We start from the raw sequence: 15,266 nt of genomic DNA, 5'->3' as shown, positions 1-15,266 counted from the left end.
ATGAATTCAATCATTTTTTACTGAAAGTATGAAACGAATGTGCCCGAAAAGAAAAAGAGGCCGGAACCGGCCTCTTTTGTTATTTTTTTTCTTTTAAAACGGAAATCGGCAGTGCTTCTTCCCCGTCAGACGGGGAAGATCTGTGTCCCCAGGCGAATACGCCGTTGATGTAATCAATGCGGAAAGTGTCATCAGAACCTTCTATCTGATACACCCCGCCGGGCCGAAAGTCTTCCGGGTTCAGCATGTAAGCTTTGGCCATCGTAATTTTCCGTTCAAGCACGGCCAGTTCATTTACAATGCCCATCTGTTCCGCTTTTCGCGCTTTTTCCGTCAGTCCCGCAATTTCTGTCTGTAGTTCATGAGACGTCATTTGACTGTATCGTTTGTCCATTTCAGTTTACTCCTCTTCCTGCAAGAATTGATCAATATCGTCAATCGAGAATCCTTTTCTGAATAAGTACTGTTTAACCTTCATTCCGCTTTCATAACTGCCGTCATAACGGTATTTCCTGATCGCTTTTTCCGCATGAGCCTTCAGAGCTTCCATCTCGGCTTCATCATCATTTTCATACTCCGTCTGCTCCAGAGCGGCATTGATGACGTCGAAAGGGAAACCTTTTCGCTGAAGCTGCATCTGCGCCCGCTGTCTGATCTCTTTTGTGGACAGCTTTTTGTCTTTTTTCAGGATTTTGCCGATATGTTTCAGCGCTTCTTGTATCTGCTCATCAAATGTAAACGCACTGAGCGTCTCCTTGATGGTATCGTCGTCTATTCCTTTCGCTTTCAGCTCGCGGAACAGGACGTCAGGGCCTTTGCCGTTTGTTTTTTTGTGGGTGCTCGCATAGGCTTCGGCAAATTCTTTGTCATTTAAGTAGCTGTAATCGTACAGTTTATGGATGACTTCAGAAATGACCATGTCCGGTGTTTCTTTTTTCTTCAGATGATCCCGGACTTCTTTTTCAGAGCGCATCCGGTATGATAAAAATTCTACGGCGCGGTTAAAGGCTTTTTTCACGTCATCGCCGTACTGGATTTCAAGAATGTCAAGCTCGTCCAGTTCTTTCCCTTTTTTCAGGTCAAAACGCACAAGCACGTCGGCGTCGACGCTGAATGCATATTTCTCATCAAGAAAGATGTTGAAGCGCTCGGTATTTTTCTTTTGGGTCGATATTTTTGTAATAAAGGGCATCCCGGTCTCCTTTCCCGCCCCGATGTTCAGGCGTTTTTCTTTTTGGCAAATGAGGTACAGTATATGTATCAACGTGTAAGGAGAGATGGATATGAATATCGCGATGACAGGCGGCACTGGTTTTCTGGGCCGGCATCTGACAGGTGTGTTTACCCGCCGGGGACATCATGTCTATATTTTATCAAGAAAACAGAGAGAAACCGAACAAAAAAATGTGACATATGTTCAATGGCTGGCCGAAAACGCGGCGCCTGAGCGCGAGCTTCCCCCTATTGATGTATGGGTGAACCTCGCCGGCAAATCCATCTTTGACCGCTGGACGGACACAACGAAGGAACAAATCATCTCAAGCAGAATAGAAGCGACGAGAGAAGTCAGACGGATTATGAAGCAGCAGCCGAAAAAACCCCGGGCTTTGATTCAGGCCAGCGCCGTCGGCATTTACGGCACAAGCACAGAAAAAACGTTCACCGAACAGTCAGATACGTCAAATGAAGATTTTCTCAGTCATACGGCTCATATGTGGGAACGTGAAGGCCAGAAAATTGAAGCGCTCGGCATCCGGACGGTATATGCCAGATTCGGGGTGATGCTCGGTGAAAAAGGCGCCCTGCCGCTCATGGTTCTCCCTTATAAGCTGTTAGCCGGCGGCACCATCGGCTCTGGACGGCAGTGGCTGTCATGGGTTCATGTGGATGACGCCGCGGAACTCATCGCTTTTGCGGCGGAGCATGATGACTTGTCCGGTCCCATGAATGTGACATCGCCGAACCCCGTGGAAATGAAGCAATTCGGAAAGACGATCGCAGGCGTCCTGCACCGCCCCCATTGGATTCCCGTACCGGAACTTTTTCTGGAGAAGGCCTTGGGAGAAATGAGCCTGTTGATCGTAAAAGGCCAGCGCGCCCTGCCTAAGCAGGCGCTGACATCCGGTTTTCAATTTACGTATGAAGAACTTGATTCCGCTTTAAAGGATCTCTTATCTGCATAAAAACGGAAATAAAAGCCAATCCTATTGGTATTCTGTTTTGAAGGAGGGTCTTCTTTTATGGAAAAGAAGCGCGAAAAACATCAGCAGGGAGCCAATCTGAAAAAAATGCAGGAAGTCCTTTATTCCGGTGAATTCAAAAAAGCGGAAAGAGCAGCCAAACGGAAATAAACTGAATAAAGATCGGGATTGGGCAGATACTATGTTTGTTTGATATCACTTTTTTCAGGGGGCGATTGATATGGGCAGAAATCATACTCACAAAAACCGTGATAAAAACAAACAAAAACTTCCTCAAGTTCCGGATGCTTTGAAACGCGAAACAGACGGCACATATGAGGAATATTCAAGCGAGCTTGCTGACTCCGCTGACCGTGAAGCGCAGGCGCGGATGAAAGCCGCTGACAACAGAGCTAAAAGCAAAACCCGCTAATACGAAATCCCCGCCTCTGTATAGAGACGGGGATTTTTTTTACAGTTCGGTAAACAGGTTTTTTGCCGGCGTCCGTTCTTTCGCCTTAGGCTGTTCATCCGGATAGCCCGTTTGAATGATGGCGGCAAAGCGCTCATTGTCAGCAAGGCCGAAGTCTTGATGCACCTGTTTGTCATACATAATGCGGCCGCTTTTCCAGACCATGCCGATGCCGTTTTCATGTGCGAGGAGCTGAAGGTTTTGAATCATGCCGCTCAGCGCCGCAAAATCATCGTTTCTCGTAAATTCATTTTCATCTTCTTTTAAGACGACCAGCAAAAATCCCGGAACGGCGCTGAGGTTTTTTCTCATGTTCCGCTCTTTTTCCTCGTTGAAATCATCTTTTATCTTTTTGAAAAATGAGACGTAGCTGTCCGCAAGCTTTGCTTTTCCCGCTTCGCTTGCTGCGTAGATAAAACGCCATGGCTCCGTCAGTCTGTGGTTCGGTGCGTAAACGGCCGTTTCAAGCATATCTAATATGACTTCAGAAGGTACGGTTTCCGGTTTAAACGACCGGATGGATCTTCTGTTTCTGATTGTATGTGCAAGACTTTCGTTTTGCTGTAATTGTTCGGTTTTCGGCATGCCGATTCACCTTCCTATCCAAATGAAAATGATTATCATTTATAATATAACGGATACGACCGGCTTTTGTAAACCGTTACGGAAGCTGAAAATTGATTGTTTCGGCATACACGGCCGTTCCCGTCATCTTGATGTTCATCTCTCCGTTTTCCTCCGTGATCCTGATTTCCACTTTTCCGTCTTTCCCGATTTCCTGGCCTTGTTCAATCGTGAGGCATTCGGCTTCGGAGCCTCCGTATTGCCGCATATAGGCTGCCATGACGCCTGAAGCGGTTCCCGTGACGGGATCTTCGGTCGTTCCGGAGAAAGGGGAAGAAAAATGGCGTCCGTGCAGATCACTTTCCGGATGGACGGTTTCCAGAGAAAACGGATGAACGCTCGCTTTCGGAAGATCGCGCAAAATAGCGGGAAATTGTGCGTTGTCCGGCACCATATTCCGTGATGCTTTAAGTGATCTCAGCGGAACAATCAGTGTCCAGATCCCCGTTGATCCGTAAACAATCGGCAGCCCGCTGTGAAAATCCTCAGCCGTAATCCCGAGCGAGGCGGCAAGCTTTTCTTTGTCACCCGTAAACGGCAGAAATTGCGGGGGAGCCTGTTCGAGTGTGATGTATACCCGGCCGTTTCGTTCAGCGGCTTTTGCGGGAAGAATGCCGGCTTTTGTTTCAATTTGATATGTCTGATCAGCCTGAAGCCTTCCCTTTTCAATTAATGCGTAAAGAGAGGCGACGGTAGCATGTCCGCATAAATTCATTTCGTGGCCGGGTGTAAAATAGCGGATGCGCAGATCGGCTTCTCCGCTTTTACAGAGAAATGAGGTTTCATTGTACCCTGCCATTTCGGCGATCATCTGCATCTCTTCATCTGAATAATCATCTCCGTTAAAGACGATTCCCGCGGGATTTCCCAAATCCGGAATATCGGAAAACGCTTCATATTTAAACACGGTTGCCTGTTTCATTCATCAGCCATCCTTTCACCTTATGATCATGTTATTCAGTATAACAGAGTGAAATTAGAATTTTTAGTCAATTATTCAAAAAAAAGACGCCTTTTAACGGCGTCTTTTTTTGGTTTTTCCGATCAGGCGGGTGACGAGGATCATCGTGACGGACAGCGATCTGTTTTTGCGGTACGCCAAGTATTTCCCGCGCCACTCCGGTTTGTATTTTTCTTTAAAGGCCCGCAGCCCGCTGAAGCTGTACATATACCGGACGTTGTTGAAGATGACGGCCGCGATTCTTTCCGACCAGAAAGAAGTAAAAGCCGTTCCTACGTTTGACAAAGGCGCCATGCCCATATTGAAGGTAGTATAGCCTTTTTCCTGCGCCCAGAGAAACAGACGGATGAAAAGCGCGTCCATAATACCGTTCGGCGCGCTTTTCCGATAACGCATCAAGTCGACGGATATCTCGCCTTCCTGATACATCGGCATCAGGTTGGCAAAAGCGATGATCTCCCCTTCCGCGTCTTTCACGTAAGCAATCGGCGCCTGTTCCAAATAATCCCGGTCGAAGAAACCGAGAGAAAAACCTTTCTCTTTTTTCGGTCCGAGCCATTCGTCCGAAATGTCTTTCAGCTTGGCGATAAACTCGGAGGAAAACGGCGGTTCCCCGACATGAAATGTGTAGCCTTCGCGGTCAAATTTGTTGTTAATCGCCCGCAGCCCCGCTTTTTTCTTACCTGAGAGCGTAAAGGCCTCCATATCCACGAACGCTTCTTCTCCAAGCTTGAAGAAGTTATAGCCGAAGTCATGGTACAGCGCCAGATCTTCACGTTCGATCTGATAAAACATGACACTCAGCCCCTGCTTATGCGCTTCATTCAGAAATTCCTCAATCACAAGCGGAAAAGAGTCTCTCTGTCCTGACGGATCACCGAGCACGACAAGCCTTCTGGAAATCTGGCTGAACAATAAAAGCGCTTTGCCGTCGCTTGAGAAATAAAACCGCTTATCCCCGAGAAAGCCGAGATGGCTGAGCGCATTTCCGCCTTCTTCCGCCAAAAAGGACTTCAGCCGTTCAGGATCGGCCTCTTCTCCGATCGGCTTCGATCTTTTATGATAAAAGAACGTAAACAAAAGGAAAAACAGCGGCACAACAATAATGGCCGTCATCGTGGCATATGTAATGTGCGAATTGTTATGGACGAAATAATCGTGGCGCAGCAGCCGATTCATTTTATCCCAAATAAAGCCGGCAATGAGATTGTAGTTAAACAAGGCGATAATAAACAGAGCGGCCGCAAAAATCATCTGGCCGAGCGTATACGAAGCCTGCTCTCTGATAAACTGCCGCTTTAACAGCACAAGCAATACGATGACGACAGGCAGAATAAAGATCGCGCTGATGTTCAATCCTTTTAAGAAACTGAACACAAAACCGCCGACCAGCGCGGCAACCGCCATTGAATAAGAACGTTTCGTCCGTTTGTATAATTCAATCGGCAAGATTAAAAGAATCAAAGCCGCGCTTAACGATAACGCGTTAAACGCAAGGAGCGCCGGGCGCGGAATATGCGGGATGACCGTCTCCCTGTCAATCGGCAGGGCGACGGACGCCAGCACGACGACTCCCGCCATGAAAACCAAAAGCGACAGCGAACCGTAAAGCACCCTGATTAAGATAGCGCGCTGGAATACGAGAAGCACGTTCGTCGTTTCCACGGCAGGCGCCATCTTCGGATTTGATTCCAGCCGTTTAAGCGTATTTTCCGTTAAATCGCCAGCCGCAAAGAACAGCCCGAACACAAACGGAATAAATGAATACACAATCCGGTAGATGACGATGGATGTCACAACCGCCTCCTGCGGAAAGCCCATATTCTGCATGCCGAGCAGAAACAGAAGGTCAAACGAACCGAATCCTCCCGGCACAAGACTGATGATTCCCCCGATAGCGGCAATGGCAAATACACCGAATACATGGCGGACATCCGCGTGAATCCCCATGACATACAGGGAATAATACATGACGACGGCCGCCGCAAACCATTCGGCAAACGATGCCCCGATGTAAGAAAAAACCGGATGCCTCGGTTTTGCTTCACCGTCTTCTGCGCCAGCTTTTTTATTGTTGATCCCAGCGGCGATTAAGGCTGCCGGCACAATAAGCGCCACTCCGGCGATAACAGCCCACAGCCACGGTTTCTCACCTGTAATCTCTCCAACCGGCAGAACCCGGGCGATGGTCAGGATACTGAAGACGGACAGCCCGAGCAGCGCTGAGGACGTAAGCCAGGCGATGCCTGCGACGAGGCGTTTTACGTCATTCGTATGTTCTTTGTAAAGCATCGTCCGCAGCCCGACACCCGCCAGACCGCCGAATCCAAGGACATTGTTAAAGGAATTGGCGATAAAAGAGACCCTGAATACTTTCCAATTCGGAATGTTGAGGCGAAGCGTCCGTTTCAGCACAAAGTCATAAAAGGACATTGCGCTGACGGCAAGAAGGCCGAGCAGAACGAGAATAAATAAATCGTAACGCTCAATCCCGTTAATAATGTACAGCGTTCGTTTAAAAGAAAGGTCTGTCAATTCCTTTTTGGACTGATAAATGACTAAAAGCAAAACTGCAATAGGAAATAATACTTTTAATATCGATAAGGCATTCTTTTTAGTCAGCAATGTTCTCTCCAATCATCATAAAATAGCTTATTTATTATAATTCCCCCAATAATCTCCAACATATTATACACTACCACCTCACATTCAAACAAAACTCGTCTGCAACTTTCTTTCTCTGATTAAAATCAGTAATATGGTATGCAGGAGTATAAATGAGGAAGTGAGACGATGGATTATAATCTGCATGATACAACAGTATTAAGCGGCGATATTTTTTCTCCTGAGGAACGGGATATTTGGGTGCTGTACATGAAAGTGATGACATCGGCGGGGCTCGGCGATGTGTCGGAGTGGATGAAGCTTGATATGAGCATGCCGCAAATGAAGGTGCTGATGCTTCTGAACAACCACGGGACGCTTAAGGTGAGTGACATAGCGGAGAAAATGGGCGCTTCCCTTTCAAATACGACGGGGCTGCTTGACCGTTTAGAAAAATCATGTTTCATTACACGCGCTCCGTCAGAAGAAGACCGCCGTTCAGTCGTCGTTCAATTAACGGAAAACGCGAAAGATATTTTCCGCAGCCTTTATCAAAAAGGACATGTAAAATTGAAGCGTTCATTGGAAACACTGACCGCTGAAGAAAAACAAACGGTCAATCAAGGGCTTGCCATTTTGGCAAGAGCGCTTGATTCTTCCAAACAGGGATAGAGATGAAAAAGGCCTGCCGGTATCGGCGGCCTTTTTTTGTTTGACATTTAATTCACTTGAAGTGAATAATATATTCGAAGTGAATTAAAAACAGGAGGATTGATCAGTATGCCGGAGCCATTGCAAACAGTAAAAAACCAGAGCCGGGCCATCACTCTCTTTACGATCGGTGTGTTCATGGCGGCGCTGGACAACGGAATTATTTCCGCTGCTCTGACGACGATTAACGGCTCTTTTGATGTTTCTCCTTCATGGGGATCGTGGGGAGTGACCCTTTACACATTGGGACTCAGTGTCAGTGTGCCGATTGTCGGCAAGCTGTCGGACCGATACGGGCGGAAAAAGCTGTTTATGATGGAAGTCGGGCTGTTCGGACTCGGCTCTTTGCTTGTCGCACTCAGTCAGAGCTTCCCCATGTTTTTGGCGGCACGGCTCATTCAGGCGCTTGGCGGCGGCGGAATTTTTATTATCGGGAGTTCGCATGTGCTGGCCGTGCTTCCGAAGGAGAAACAAGGGAAAGCTCTCGGGCTTTTAGGGGCGATGAACGGTATGGCGGCCGTCCTCGGACCGAATATCGGGAGCTTTTTGCTTGATGTAACCGGGTCGTGGCATTGGCTGTTCTTGATTAACCTGCCGATTGCCGCCGCTTTGGTTGTGTGCGGCGGTTTGTTTATCGCTGAAACGAAAGAGCCTGAGGCGAAACGGCTTGACCTCGCCGGCACAATGCTGCTGTCTCTTGCGATCTTATCTTGTATGATCGGTATCACGAATCTCGATGGGGCGAAGCTGTCAGAAAGCATAATGGACGTAAAGGTATACGGGTATCTTTTGGGAGCTGCACTTCTCATTCTGGTGCTGCTTAAGTTCGAAAAGCGGGTTGAAAACCGAGGGGGCGATCCGATTCTCGCCTACTCGCTGCTGCAAAATAAAGTGTTTCAATGGACGCTCGTCATCGGATTTTTATCGGGAGGGCTGCTCGCTGCGGTCATTTTTATTCCTTCTTATGCGGAGCAATATTTGCACGTATCGGCGGAGAAAGCGGGTTATTGGATGACGCCGCTCGCGTTGGCGTCAGGCATTGGAGCGTGGCTCGGCGGGGCGATCACGGATAAAAAAGGTCCGGTCTTTTCCGCGGTTGTATCAGGCGCCATCGCATTTGCAGGCTTCAGCCTGTTTCCGTTATGGGTGACGGATAAATGGGAATTTGTCACAGCGAGTGTCATTGCGGGGATCGGTTTCGGATTTCTGCTCGGGGCTCCGCTGAATGTGCTTGTATCAGAAACGGCGGGCCAAAACAAAGGAACAGCGCTCGGCACGCTGTCACTCGTAAGGCAGGTCGGGCTGACGCTCGCTCCGGCTTTATATGCCGGCTTCATTACAGCGGGCTTTGACCGGATCGGAGATGACATCAAAAACCGTTTAGCGAAAAGCGGCATTCCCGCTGATCAGGCGCAAACGCCCGATATCGGCGGCGGACTTTCTTCGTTGCAGGAGCAAGTGAGCCGAATCCCCGTTCCCGCCGTCAAAAAAGCGGTTTCTGATGCGATTGAAGCGGGCATTGCCAGCGGCTACCACCATCTTTATACGGCAGCCGCCGTCATTTCATTATGCACGATTGTATCTGCGGCTGTTTTGGCGTTTTTCCGAAAGCCGGCATCCTCTAAGACAGATGCCAGCCCATCCTCCGGGAAAGCTCAGTAATATGAGCGATGTGATGTTCAGAGTGCCAGACATATAGTCCGAGCGCTTGTTCCAGCGTAACCGTCTCTTTAGATACAGGATGGAAGTATGTCCGTTTGAATTGGGCTTCCGTCATGGAGCGCAAAAGAGCGGCCCATCTTCTGTGCAGGATCGTTAACAGCTCAAGCGCATCCCCGCAAGCGGCGGTTTTGGAATCATGAAGAGCGGCCCAGCCTTTTTCATCATAAGGGCGGATTTCCGGTTCATTCTCCGTTAAGCTCAATTTAAACCGGGTATAGCCGTTCATGTGGCTGTCCGCCAGATGGTGAACCACTTGGCGGACAGTCCATCCCCCTTCGCGGTACGGTGTATCAAGCTGACTGTCCGACATCGCTCTGACAGCTTGTTTCAGTTTGGCCGGAGCGTGTTCAAGCGTATTGATCCATTCTTGTTTCTGTCCGGCCGAAATCGATTCAGCCGTCTGATACTCTCCAATCGGATAGCTGAGGATTTGTTTTTCCATTTTTGTCTCTCTCCCGTTGATCGTATTATGAAAGTATGATGGTGATGTCGCAGCCTTCCGCTTTCGCTTCACGAAAGACCTGAAGCACACTCTCGGCGCCATTTTCTGTAAGCTGCTTGCTTTGTTCAAACTGTCTCCATTCTAAAACGAGGGGGTATTCCACCCAGCCGGTCAGACAATCCCATAAAGCGTCAAGGTTTTCACCGTAGTATTCGGGAAGGGCAAGTTCCTTTTTCAATGTCTGGTGCAGGTCGCTCATACTTCTGATTTGCTCCCCATTAATAACTGCTTTATTCATGCGCGGCTCCTTTCCCATGTTTTTATTCTATCAGTTTACCATTTTCCTCTTCAGAAGTGACCGGAGTCTGCCGCGGTTCCAGCTGGACAATGCCTTGCCCGCCGTCAACGGCCACCCTGTCCCCCGTTTTCAGTTTTGACGTTGCATTTCCGCACCCGACAACGGCAGGAATTCCCAGTTCCCGGGCAACGATCGCCGCGTGGGACAAAGGGGCGCCGACGTCCGTTATGATAGCAGCCGCTCTTGGAAAAAGCGGGGTCCAGCCTACATTGGTTGTCGACGTCACTAAAATTTCCCCCGCCGCAAAAGAATCCCCGTCTTCCGGAGCATCAAGGACACGGACAATGCCCTCCACTCTCCCGGCCGCTCCCGCGAAACCTTTTAAAGTATGCGCATCATCAGTTTCCGCAGGCATAAAAGCATCGTAATAATCCGCTCTTCTGTCAGGATCCTCAGCCCATTTAAACGGATTGAACCTTCCGTTAATAACGGATGGGAACGGCGGCAGTTTTTTATAGGTTTCATAGTTTTGCTTTCTCGCTTGAATCGACGCAACCGCCGGCTCTTTCCCCGCGAGCAGATCGGTTATTTCATGCAGATACAAGAAGAAAATATCGTCCTTCATGCCGGTCATTTCCGCCGCTCTGAGCGCGAATGCTCTGGCTGTCCGGTACACCCTGACAAATTCGGATCTGGTTGTTTCTCTAATATTCGCGTATTCTGACGCTTTTTCCATTTTGGCTTTGAGCCATTTGACCTTATGAGGAAACTTTTCTTCAAATCTTCGGAAGGCCTGTTCATGCGCCCGCTGCTGTTTCAAAAGCAGTTGTTCGGCATCAATACCCGACTCCTTGTGTTCTTTGATCTGCTTCGTCAGCCAATCCCGGTTTTCTCCCGGATGCGGTATGGAAAGTTCGTATTCATGCGGGCCACGGTGGCCTTGGTTCCTGAAATATTCTTCCTCGCTCATACGGCCTTTCATGACTTGATCAATGCCGATAATCGGCTCCAGGCTGGCCAGTCCGCCTTTTCCCCTCAGATTGGACAGCAGGAGATTCGCATCTTCTATCCCTGCGAGTTTTGTTAATTGAGAGGTTAACGACGAAGAGGATTGCGCAGAATCACGCCCGCCGGATATTAACGCAAACCACGCGTTGCATAAATACGGATAGATCTCATTGTTCCATATCGCTAATAATGTCCGCTCCGTTTCGGCCCGTTTCAGCTTTTCCTCAATATTCCGGCACCACTCCGGCGATTCGTCCAAGTAGGAGGACATGTTTTTTTTCGCGTGCTTCATTTTCGACAGATACGGTTTCAGTTTTTTCGAGATGATCTTCAAAAGTTCATACTTTGAGAACGGATATAAAGGAATTTTCATTTCCGCCGGGATTTCTCCCAATGTATCGCTCATCATTTTTCCTATTTTTCCGCCTTTCGGATTCAGACCGAAAGCGGCGAGAACGGAAAGAGGCTGGCTCATATTGTTATAGGCTCTGCCGCAAATATTGCCGGACCAGACATAATAACCCGGAATGATGCCCGACTCTTCATCCAGATTCCGGAGGAGCGACCATGTCAGCGGCGTCATCACATCGGGAATCGCTTCTCCTATATTTGTGTTTGTCCATAAAAAATCCCCGCTGAAAGAATCATTCCATTCATAGGTTTCCAGATTTCCGGCTTGTAAGGTCGTAATTGGGCGGGATTGTAGAATATACAATGTCCCGCCCGCAGCGGCCCATTCAATATCCTGCGGCCCTCCAAGATCTTTTTCCAGCTTTTTCGCCAGTTTATAGAGCTTTGACGCATATTTGCGAAATTCCCCGGGGCCGTCATATTTTTTCTTGGGCCGTGCCAGTTTAAAAGAATAGGCATCGGCTTCCCCGGAAACGAGCTGCTCCCCGAGACCGTAGACGTAATTGCCTGTCATCTCCCTCCTGCTCCCCGTAATCGGATCTGCGGTAAACAGCACTCCGGATATCTCAGACGGTATCATCAGCTGGATGACGATTGCGATTTCATGCTCATCTTCCATTCCCTGAACGGCGCTGTACGCTTTTACCCTTTCTGACTGTGCCGATCGGCGGACTTCATCAATCGCCCTGGACATATCTTGATCTGTTTTGACATTCAACACCGTATCGAATTCTCCGGCAAAGGAAGCCTGAGCGGAATCCTCGCTCAGCGCGGATGATCGTACGGCAAACAACGCAGATGCATGGCGGCTGCGGATGGATTTCACATATTGATCAACAGCCTCTCTCGCCTGATGGCGCAGCTGTCCGTCCTGAAAGGCAGACGGCAAAATCACAAACCCTTCAGGCACAGGATACCCGCTTTGATACATTTTAGAGAGAATGCTTCCTTTTCCTCCCGCAAAGGAATAAAGTTCGTCCGGAAGTTCTCCGAATGTTTTGACACAGTCATTCATAATGTCCCCGCTCCTTTTTAGTCGTTCATCCAAGCTCACAGTTTTTCTCTTTTTCACTTTTTTTGAAAGTATTTCCTATAAGTATACAATATATCGGTCTTCACAAGGGAGAAAATCGATGGCGTTATGTTGTCATAAATGCATCCGTCAAAACGGCCGCAGCGTGGTCTTCAGCCTTACAGTGAAAGCGCTATTAAAATTAGAGATAGGCTGCCCGATACTGCTTGCCTGGCATTCGCTTCCGGCTTGCCGCGGGGGGTTTCGTTTGCAGGTTATGTACAACTTCCGTATCAAAAAAGGCGGCTGAAACGCCGCCTTTTTTTCAGACTGTGCGGCCTTGATGCGCCGCCGTATTTCTTTTGGTCTGCTTCGGCTGATACACTTTCCCGACAAACAGGTATCCGTATCTGAAATGGTTGCACACCCAAGATACGAAAATGGGACCGAGCGTGCAGATCAAAAATAAAAGAAGGATGGCAGCCGGCAAAGGCATTGATCGCAAATAGCCTTCCAGAAGATATCCGCTGATTAAAAAGTAGGAGTGCAGCAGATAGATTGAAAACGAATAGTTGCTGATCATCATCACAATCGCGGGCACTTTTTTGAGCTTTGAAAACAGATGAAAACACAGAAAGATCATACTGACCGCGTAAATCATAATATCCGGACGCTTAGAGGAAATGGAGCCGCCGCTGATATATGAAACGGCCACAATCAATAGTGCCGATACGGCCGCACTGAAGTAAACCGCATAACGGTACTGATTGATTAGCGATAAAAAACGCGGATATTCCTTTCCGCAATAAAATGCCAGACAGAAATAAAACACCCAGCCCGGAAACGGAACCCAAAAGAACGGAAAAATAGAATCAAGCCCCGATGATGCCGGCGGATGAAAGATGGAAAAGTAAGCCAGATAGACGGCGTTGATGATAAACGACACAGACAGCACCCACATGGGAGATTTGTTGTTCAGCCAGCGGTGCAGCAGCATATGGAGAATGTAAAATTGAAAGATCACAAGAATGAAGTAGCCGATGAAGTTTCCTAAAAACACATTTTCTAAAAATTTACCGATCACTGAAACGAAGCCGGCTCCTTCTTCCGCCACGCTTTTCATTAAAATGGCATCCACCGCGGCAATAAACAGAAACGGCACGAAAATGACTTTGCCCCTTTTCTTTAAAAAACCCGCGGGAACGCCTCCCGGGTATGACCTGGCAAGCAGAAATTCCGAAATAAAGATAAACGCCGGCGTGCTGAACATCAACAGGGTCCGAAAAGCATCAACCGTATGGGCGGCACTGGCTAAGGACTCTTCCTGAATCATCAGCACCATTGAAACTACGTGAAGCAGAACCACACTTAAACAGGACAGGCAGCGAATCACGAAAATTTCTTTTATCTGCATGCGGCCGCTCCTTTTTCACAAGCGCGCCGGACTTTAGCGTATGCTTGGCGCAGCCATTTTTCCCGCAGCTCGGGTGTGCTCGTTTTGACGACAGAAAAAAGGTTCCGCTCGGCTTTTTGAATGCCGCAAAATTGCAGAATGCCTTTTTTCAGCGTAATCCAGTCCGAGTTTTTCCGGAACCACTTTAAGTACCAGCCCGGGGAATCCGCCGTATAAAAGACCTGTGCCGTCTCTGCCCGGAGCAGTCCTTTTACGCGGCCGTTTTCATATGTGTAGGCTTCTCCGGCGACAAGCACTCTGTCAAAAAAGCCTTTCATAATCGCCGGAACGCCTCCCCACCACAGCGGGTAGATGAAAATGAGATGATCCGCTTCTTTCATCAGTTTCCGGTATTTCTTCGTTTCAGCGTCCCGGTTCATGTCAGAGCGCTTTTTTTCGCCGCCGTACTTCAGCACGGGATCAAATTGGTCGGCGTATAAGTCAATGACCGTATAGCTTTGGCCGCTGTCCTTTAAAGCCATGACGACGTATTTTACGAGAGCCGCATTGAAACTGTTCTCATCCGGGTTTGCATACACAATCACCGTCTTCATATGTCCCTCCCATTATTTCTTAATTTTTACAATGATTATATCATGTTGTCATATGAATGAGGCAAAGACATGAGAAAGGCTTTTTCCAGTTCTGCTGCCGTTTCGATAACCCCTTTCTGCATATTTTCGCTGATTTTGCCGCCGCAGATTCAATTACAAGCATCCGGCACTTCTGCGTTTTTGAGCGGCCGTATGGTATACTAGCTGTCAAATGAATGGCTTGGAGGGCAACATGAGAATTTTAAAGTACGCGATTTTAGGGCTTTTGCGAAAAGGCGAATTGAGCGGATATGATATATCGAGCTATTTTAAAGAAGAGCTCGGCCAGTTTTGGAGCGCAAAGCACAGCCAGATTTATCCGGAATTAAAAAAACTGACGGCTGAGGGATTTATTACGTTTCGCACTGCGATTCAAGGAACGAAGCTTGAGAAAAAAATGTACACGCTGACTGACAAGGGAGATCTGGAGCTTGCTGCCTGGCTGACGAAAAAAGACCCGATTCCGGAAACGGTCAAGGATGAATTTATGCTGAAGGCTTATTTCATCTCAGCTTTGACGCAGGAAGAAGCGGATGAGCTATTCACCGATCAGCTCGTAAAGCGGAAGGAGAAATTGTCCGATCTGGAAAACAGTTATCAAGAACTGATGACATCGTCCGCGGAGGCGGATTCTTTTTCTTCTCCTGATTTCGGCCATTATCTCGTGCTGACAAAAGCGCTTGAGCGGGAACGGAATTATATTTCCTGGCTTGAAGATATTTTGGCTCTCATCAAAAAAGCATAAACAAAACGGGGCGGCTCTGTATCTGCAAGC

Annotated in this window: 16 protein-coding genes; 6 read left to right on the top strand and 10 right to left on the bottom strand. The window is 48.2% G+C overall.

The features are described 5' to 3' along the window. Positions 1-79: 79 nt before the first annotated feature. The gene (locus NSQ37_RS09745) at positions 80-394 is read right to left on the bottom strand and encodes a YfhH family protein (RefSeq protein ID WP_032867739.1); all 315 of its coding nucleotides are present in this window, start codon (positions 392-394) and stop codon (positions 80-82) included. Between the two features lie 6 nt (positions 395-400). Beyond that, positions 401-1,192, bottom strand: coding sequence for a recombination regulator RecX (recX, locus tag NSQ37_RS09740; RefSeq protein ID WP_015239427.1), 792 nt, complete (start codon positions 1,190-1,192; stop codon positions 401-403). A 91-nt stretch (positions 1,193-1,283) separates the two neighbouring features. Here recX and NSQ37_RS09735 point away from each other — a divergent pair, with 91 nt between their 5' ends. The 3 genes from NSQ37_RS09735 to NSQ37_RS09725 all read left to right on the top strand — a co-directional run bounded on the left by NSQ37_RS09735 (position 1,284) and on the right by NSQ37_RS09725 (position 2,613). After that, positions 1,284-2,183 carry a TIGR01777 family oxidoreductase gene (locus NSQ37_RS09735; protein ID WP_025284445.1) on the top strand — a complete coding sequence of 300 codons (900 nt, stop codon included), beginning with the start codon at positions 1,284-1,286 and terminating at the stop codon, positions 2,181-2,183. A gap of 57 nt (positions 2,184-2,240) precedes the next feature. Continuing rightward, on the top strand, positions 2,241-2,351 hold the full coding sequence (locus tag NSQ37_RS09730; protein WP_003155504.1) for a YfhE family protein: 111 nt from the start codon (positions 2,241-2,243) through the stop codon (positions 2,349-2,351). Between the two features lie 70 nt (positions 2,352-2,421). Then, the gene (locus NSQ37_RS09725; protein WP_003155508.1) at positions 2,422-2,613 is read left to right on the top strand and encodes a YfhD family protein; all 192 of its coding nucleotides are present in this window, start codon (positions 2,422-2,424) and stop codon (positions 2,611-2,613) included. 39 nt (positions 2,614-2,652) lie between these two features. On the opposite strand, the gene NSQ37_RS09720 is transcribed toward NSQ37_RS09725, so the two are convergent. From NSQ37_RS09720 to mprF, 3 genes are all read right to left on the bottom strand, one after another. Beyond that, the gene (locus tag NSQ37_RS09720; protein WP_082999099.1) at positions 2,653-3,237 is read right to left on the bottom strand and encodes a nitroreductase family protein; all 585 of its coding nucleotides are present in this window, start codon (positions 3,235-3,237) and stop codon (positions 2,653-2,655) included. A gap of 76 nt (positions 3,238-3,313) precedes the next feature. After that, complete coding sequence (locus tag NSQ37_RS09715; RefSeq protein ID WP_025284444.1) at positions 3,314-4,198, bottom strand: PhzF family phenazine biosynthesis isomerase; 885 nt, start codon at positions 4,196-4,198, stop codon at positions 3,314-3,316. Between the two features lie 93 nt (positions 4,199-4,291). Continuing rightward, positions 4,292-6,862 carry a bifunctional lysylphosphatidylglycerol flippase/synthetase MprF gene (mprF, locus tag NSQ37_RS09710; protein ID WP_012117111.1) on the bottom strand — a complete coding sequence of 857 codons (2,571 nt, stop codon included), beginning with the start codon at positions 6,860-6,862 and terminating at the stop codon, positions 4,292-4,294. Between the two features lie 168 nt (positions 6,863-7,030). Here mprF and NSQ37_RS09705 point away from each other — a divergent pair, with 168 nt between their 5' ends. Then, positions 7,031-7,513 carry a MarR family transcriptional regulator gene (locus tag NSQ37_RS09705; RefSeq protein WP_012117110.1) on the top strand — a complete coding sequence of 161 codons (483 nt, stop codon included), beginning with the start codon at positions 7,031-7,033 and terminating at the stop codon, positions 7,511-7,513. A gap of 108 nt (positions 7,514-7,621) precedes the next feature. Beyond that, positions 7,622-9,214 (top strand): MFS transporter, encoded by a 1,593-nt coding sequence (locus NSQ37_RS09700; RefSeq protein ID WP_253613132.1) that lies wholly within the window; start codon positions 7,622-7,624, stop codon positions 9,212-9,214. Here NSQ37_RS09700 and bstA read toward each other — a convergent pair. From bstA to NSQ37_RS09675, 5 genes are all read right to left on the bottom strand, one after another. Further along, positions 9,174-9,716, bottom strand: a complete 543-nt coding sequence (gene bstA / locus NSQ37_RS09695) for a bacillithiol transferase BstA (RefSeq protein ID WP_253613134.1) — start codon at positions 9,714-9,716, stop codon at positions 9,174-9,176. The two genes, NSQ37_RS09700 and bstA, sit on opposite strands and share 41 nt — an antisense overlap. A 25-nt stretch (positions 9,717-9,741) precedes the next feature. Then, positions 9,742-10,014 (bottom strand): ribonuclease inhibitor Barstar, encoded by a 273-nt coding sequence (locus NSQ37_RS09690; RefSeq protein WP_007408543.1) that lies wholly within the window; start codon positions 10,012-10,014, stop codon positions 9,742-9,744. Positions 10,015-10,036: 22 nt separating this feature from the next. Further along, complete coding sequence (locus NSQ37_RS09685) at positions 10,037-12,448, bottom strand: PEP/pyruvate-binding domain-containing protein (RefSeq protein ID WP_085341836.1); 2,412 nt, start codon at positions 12,446-12,448, stop codon at positions 10,037-10,039. Between the two features lie 322 nt (positions 12,449-12,770). Then, entirely contained in the window at positions 12,771-13,859 is a 1,089-nt protein-coding gene (locus NSQ37_RS09680; RefSeq protein ID WP_099566504.1) for an acyltransferase family protein, read from the bottom strand. Continuing rightward, the gene (locus tag NSQ37_RS09675; protein ID WP_007408540.1) at positions 13,850-14,452 is read right to left on the bottom strand and encodes an NAD(P)H-dependent oxidoreductase; all 603 of its coding nucleotides are present in this window, start codon (positions 14,450-14,452) and stop codon (positions 13,850-13,852) included. Before NSQ37_RS09675 ends, NSQ37_RS09680 begins: the two co-directional genes overlap by 10 nt. Before the next feature lie 232 nt (positions 14,453-14,684). On the opposite strand from NSQ37_RS09675, the gene NSQ37_RS09670 reads away from it, so the two are divergent. Next, entirely contained in the window at positions 14,685-15,236 is a 552-nt protein-coding gene (locus NSQ37_RS09670; protein ID WP_015239418.1) for a PadR family transcriptional regulator, read from the top strand. Positions 15,237-15,266: the final 30 nt, after the last annotated feature.

It is taken from the genome of Bacillus sp. FSL P4-0334 (assembly GCF_038004825.1).
Lineage (GTDB): Bacteria > Bacillota > Bacilli > Bacillales > Bacillaceae > Bacillus > Bacillus velezensis.
Note: the sequence above shows the minus strand (reverse complement) of the source record. Positions and strands in the feature narration are given on the sequence as shown.

Bases quoted from the DNA above. Each gene is read 5' to 3' on its own strand.
- NSQ37_RS09725 (WP_003155508.1), top strand. From the start codon at position 2,422: ATGGGCAGAAATCATACTCACAAAAACCGTGATAAAAACAAACAAAAA.
- bstA (WP_253613134.1), bottom strand. From the start codon at position 9,716: ATGGAAAAACAAATCCTCAGCTATCCGATTGGAGAGTATCAGACGGCT.
- NSQ37_RS09700 (WP_253613132.1), top strand. From the start codon at position 7,622: ATGCCGGAGCCATTGCAAACAGTAAAAAACCAGAGCCGGGCCATCACT.
- NSQ37_RS09735 (WP_025284445.1), top strand. From the start codon at position 1,284: ATGAATATCGCGATGACAGGCGGCACTGGTTTTCTGGGCCGGCATCTG.
- NSQ37_RS09680 (WP_099566504.1), bottom strand. From the start codon at position 13,859: ATGCAGATAAAAGAAATTTTCGTGATTCGCTGCCTGTCCTGTTTAAGT.
- NSQ37_RS09670 (WP_015239418.1), top strand. From the start codon at position 14,685: ATGAGAATTTTAAAGTACGCGATTTTAGGGCTTTTGCGAAAAGGCGAA.
- NSQ37_RS09730 (WP_003155504.1), top strand. From the start codon at position 2,241: ATGGAAAAGAAGCGCGAAAAACATCAGCAGGGAGCCAATCTGAAAAAA.
- NSQ37_RS09745 (WP_032867739.1), bottom strand. From the start codon at position 394: ATGGACAAACGATACAGTCAAATGACGTCTCATGAACTACAGACAGAA.
- NSQ37_RS09690 (WP_007408543.1), bottom strand. From the start codon at position 10,014: ATGAATAAAGCAGTTATTAATGGGGAGCAAATCAGAAGTATGAGCGAC.
- NSQ37_RS09705 (WP_012117110.1), top strand. From the start codon at position 7,031: ATGGATTATAATCTGCATGATACAACAGTATTAAGCGGCGATATTTTT.
- NSQ37_RS09675 (WP_007408540.1), bottom strand. From the start codon at position 14,452: ATGAAGACGGTGATTGTGTATGCAAACCCGGATGAGAACAGTTTCAAT.
- recX (WP_015239427.1), bottom strand. From the start codon at position 1,192: ATGCCCTTTATTACAAAAATATCGACCCAAAAGAAAAATACCGAGCGC.
- NSQ37_RS09715 (WP_025284444.1), bottom strand. From the start codon at position 4,198: ATGAAACAGGCAACCGTGTTTAAATATGAAGCGTTTTCCGATATTCCG.
- NSQ37_RS09720 (WP_082999099.1), bottom strand. From the start codon at position 3,237: ATGCCGAAAACCGAACAATTACAGCAAAACGAAAGTCTTGCACATACA.
- NSQ37_RS09685 (WP_085341836.1), bottom strand. From the start codon at position 12,448: ATGAATGACTGTGTCAAAACATTCGGAGAACTTCCGGACGAACTTTAT.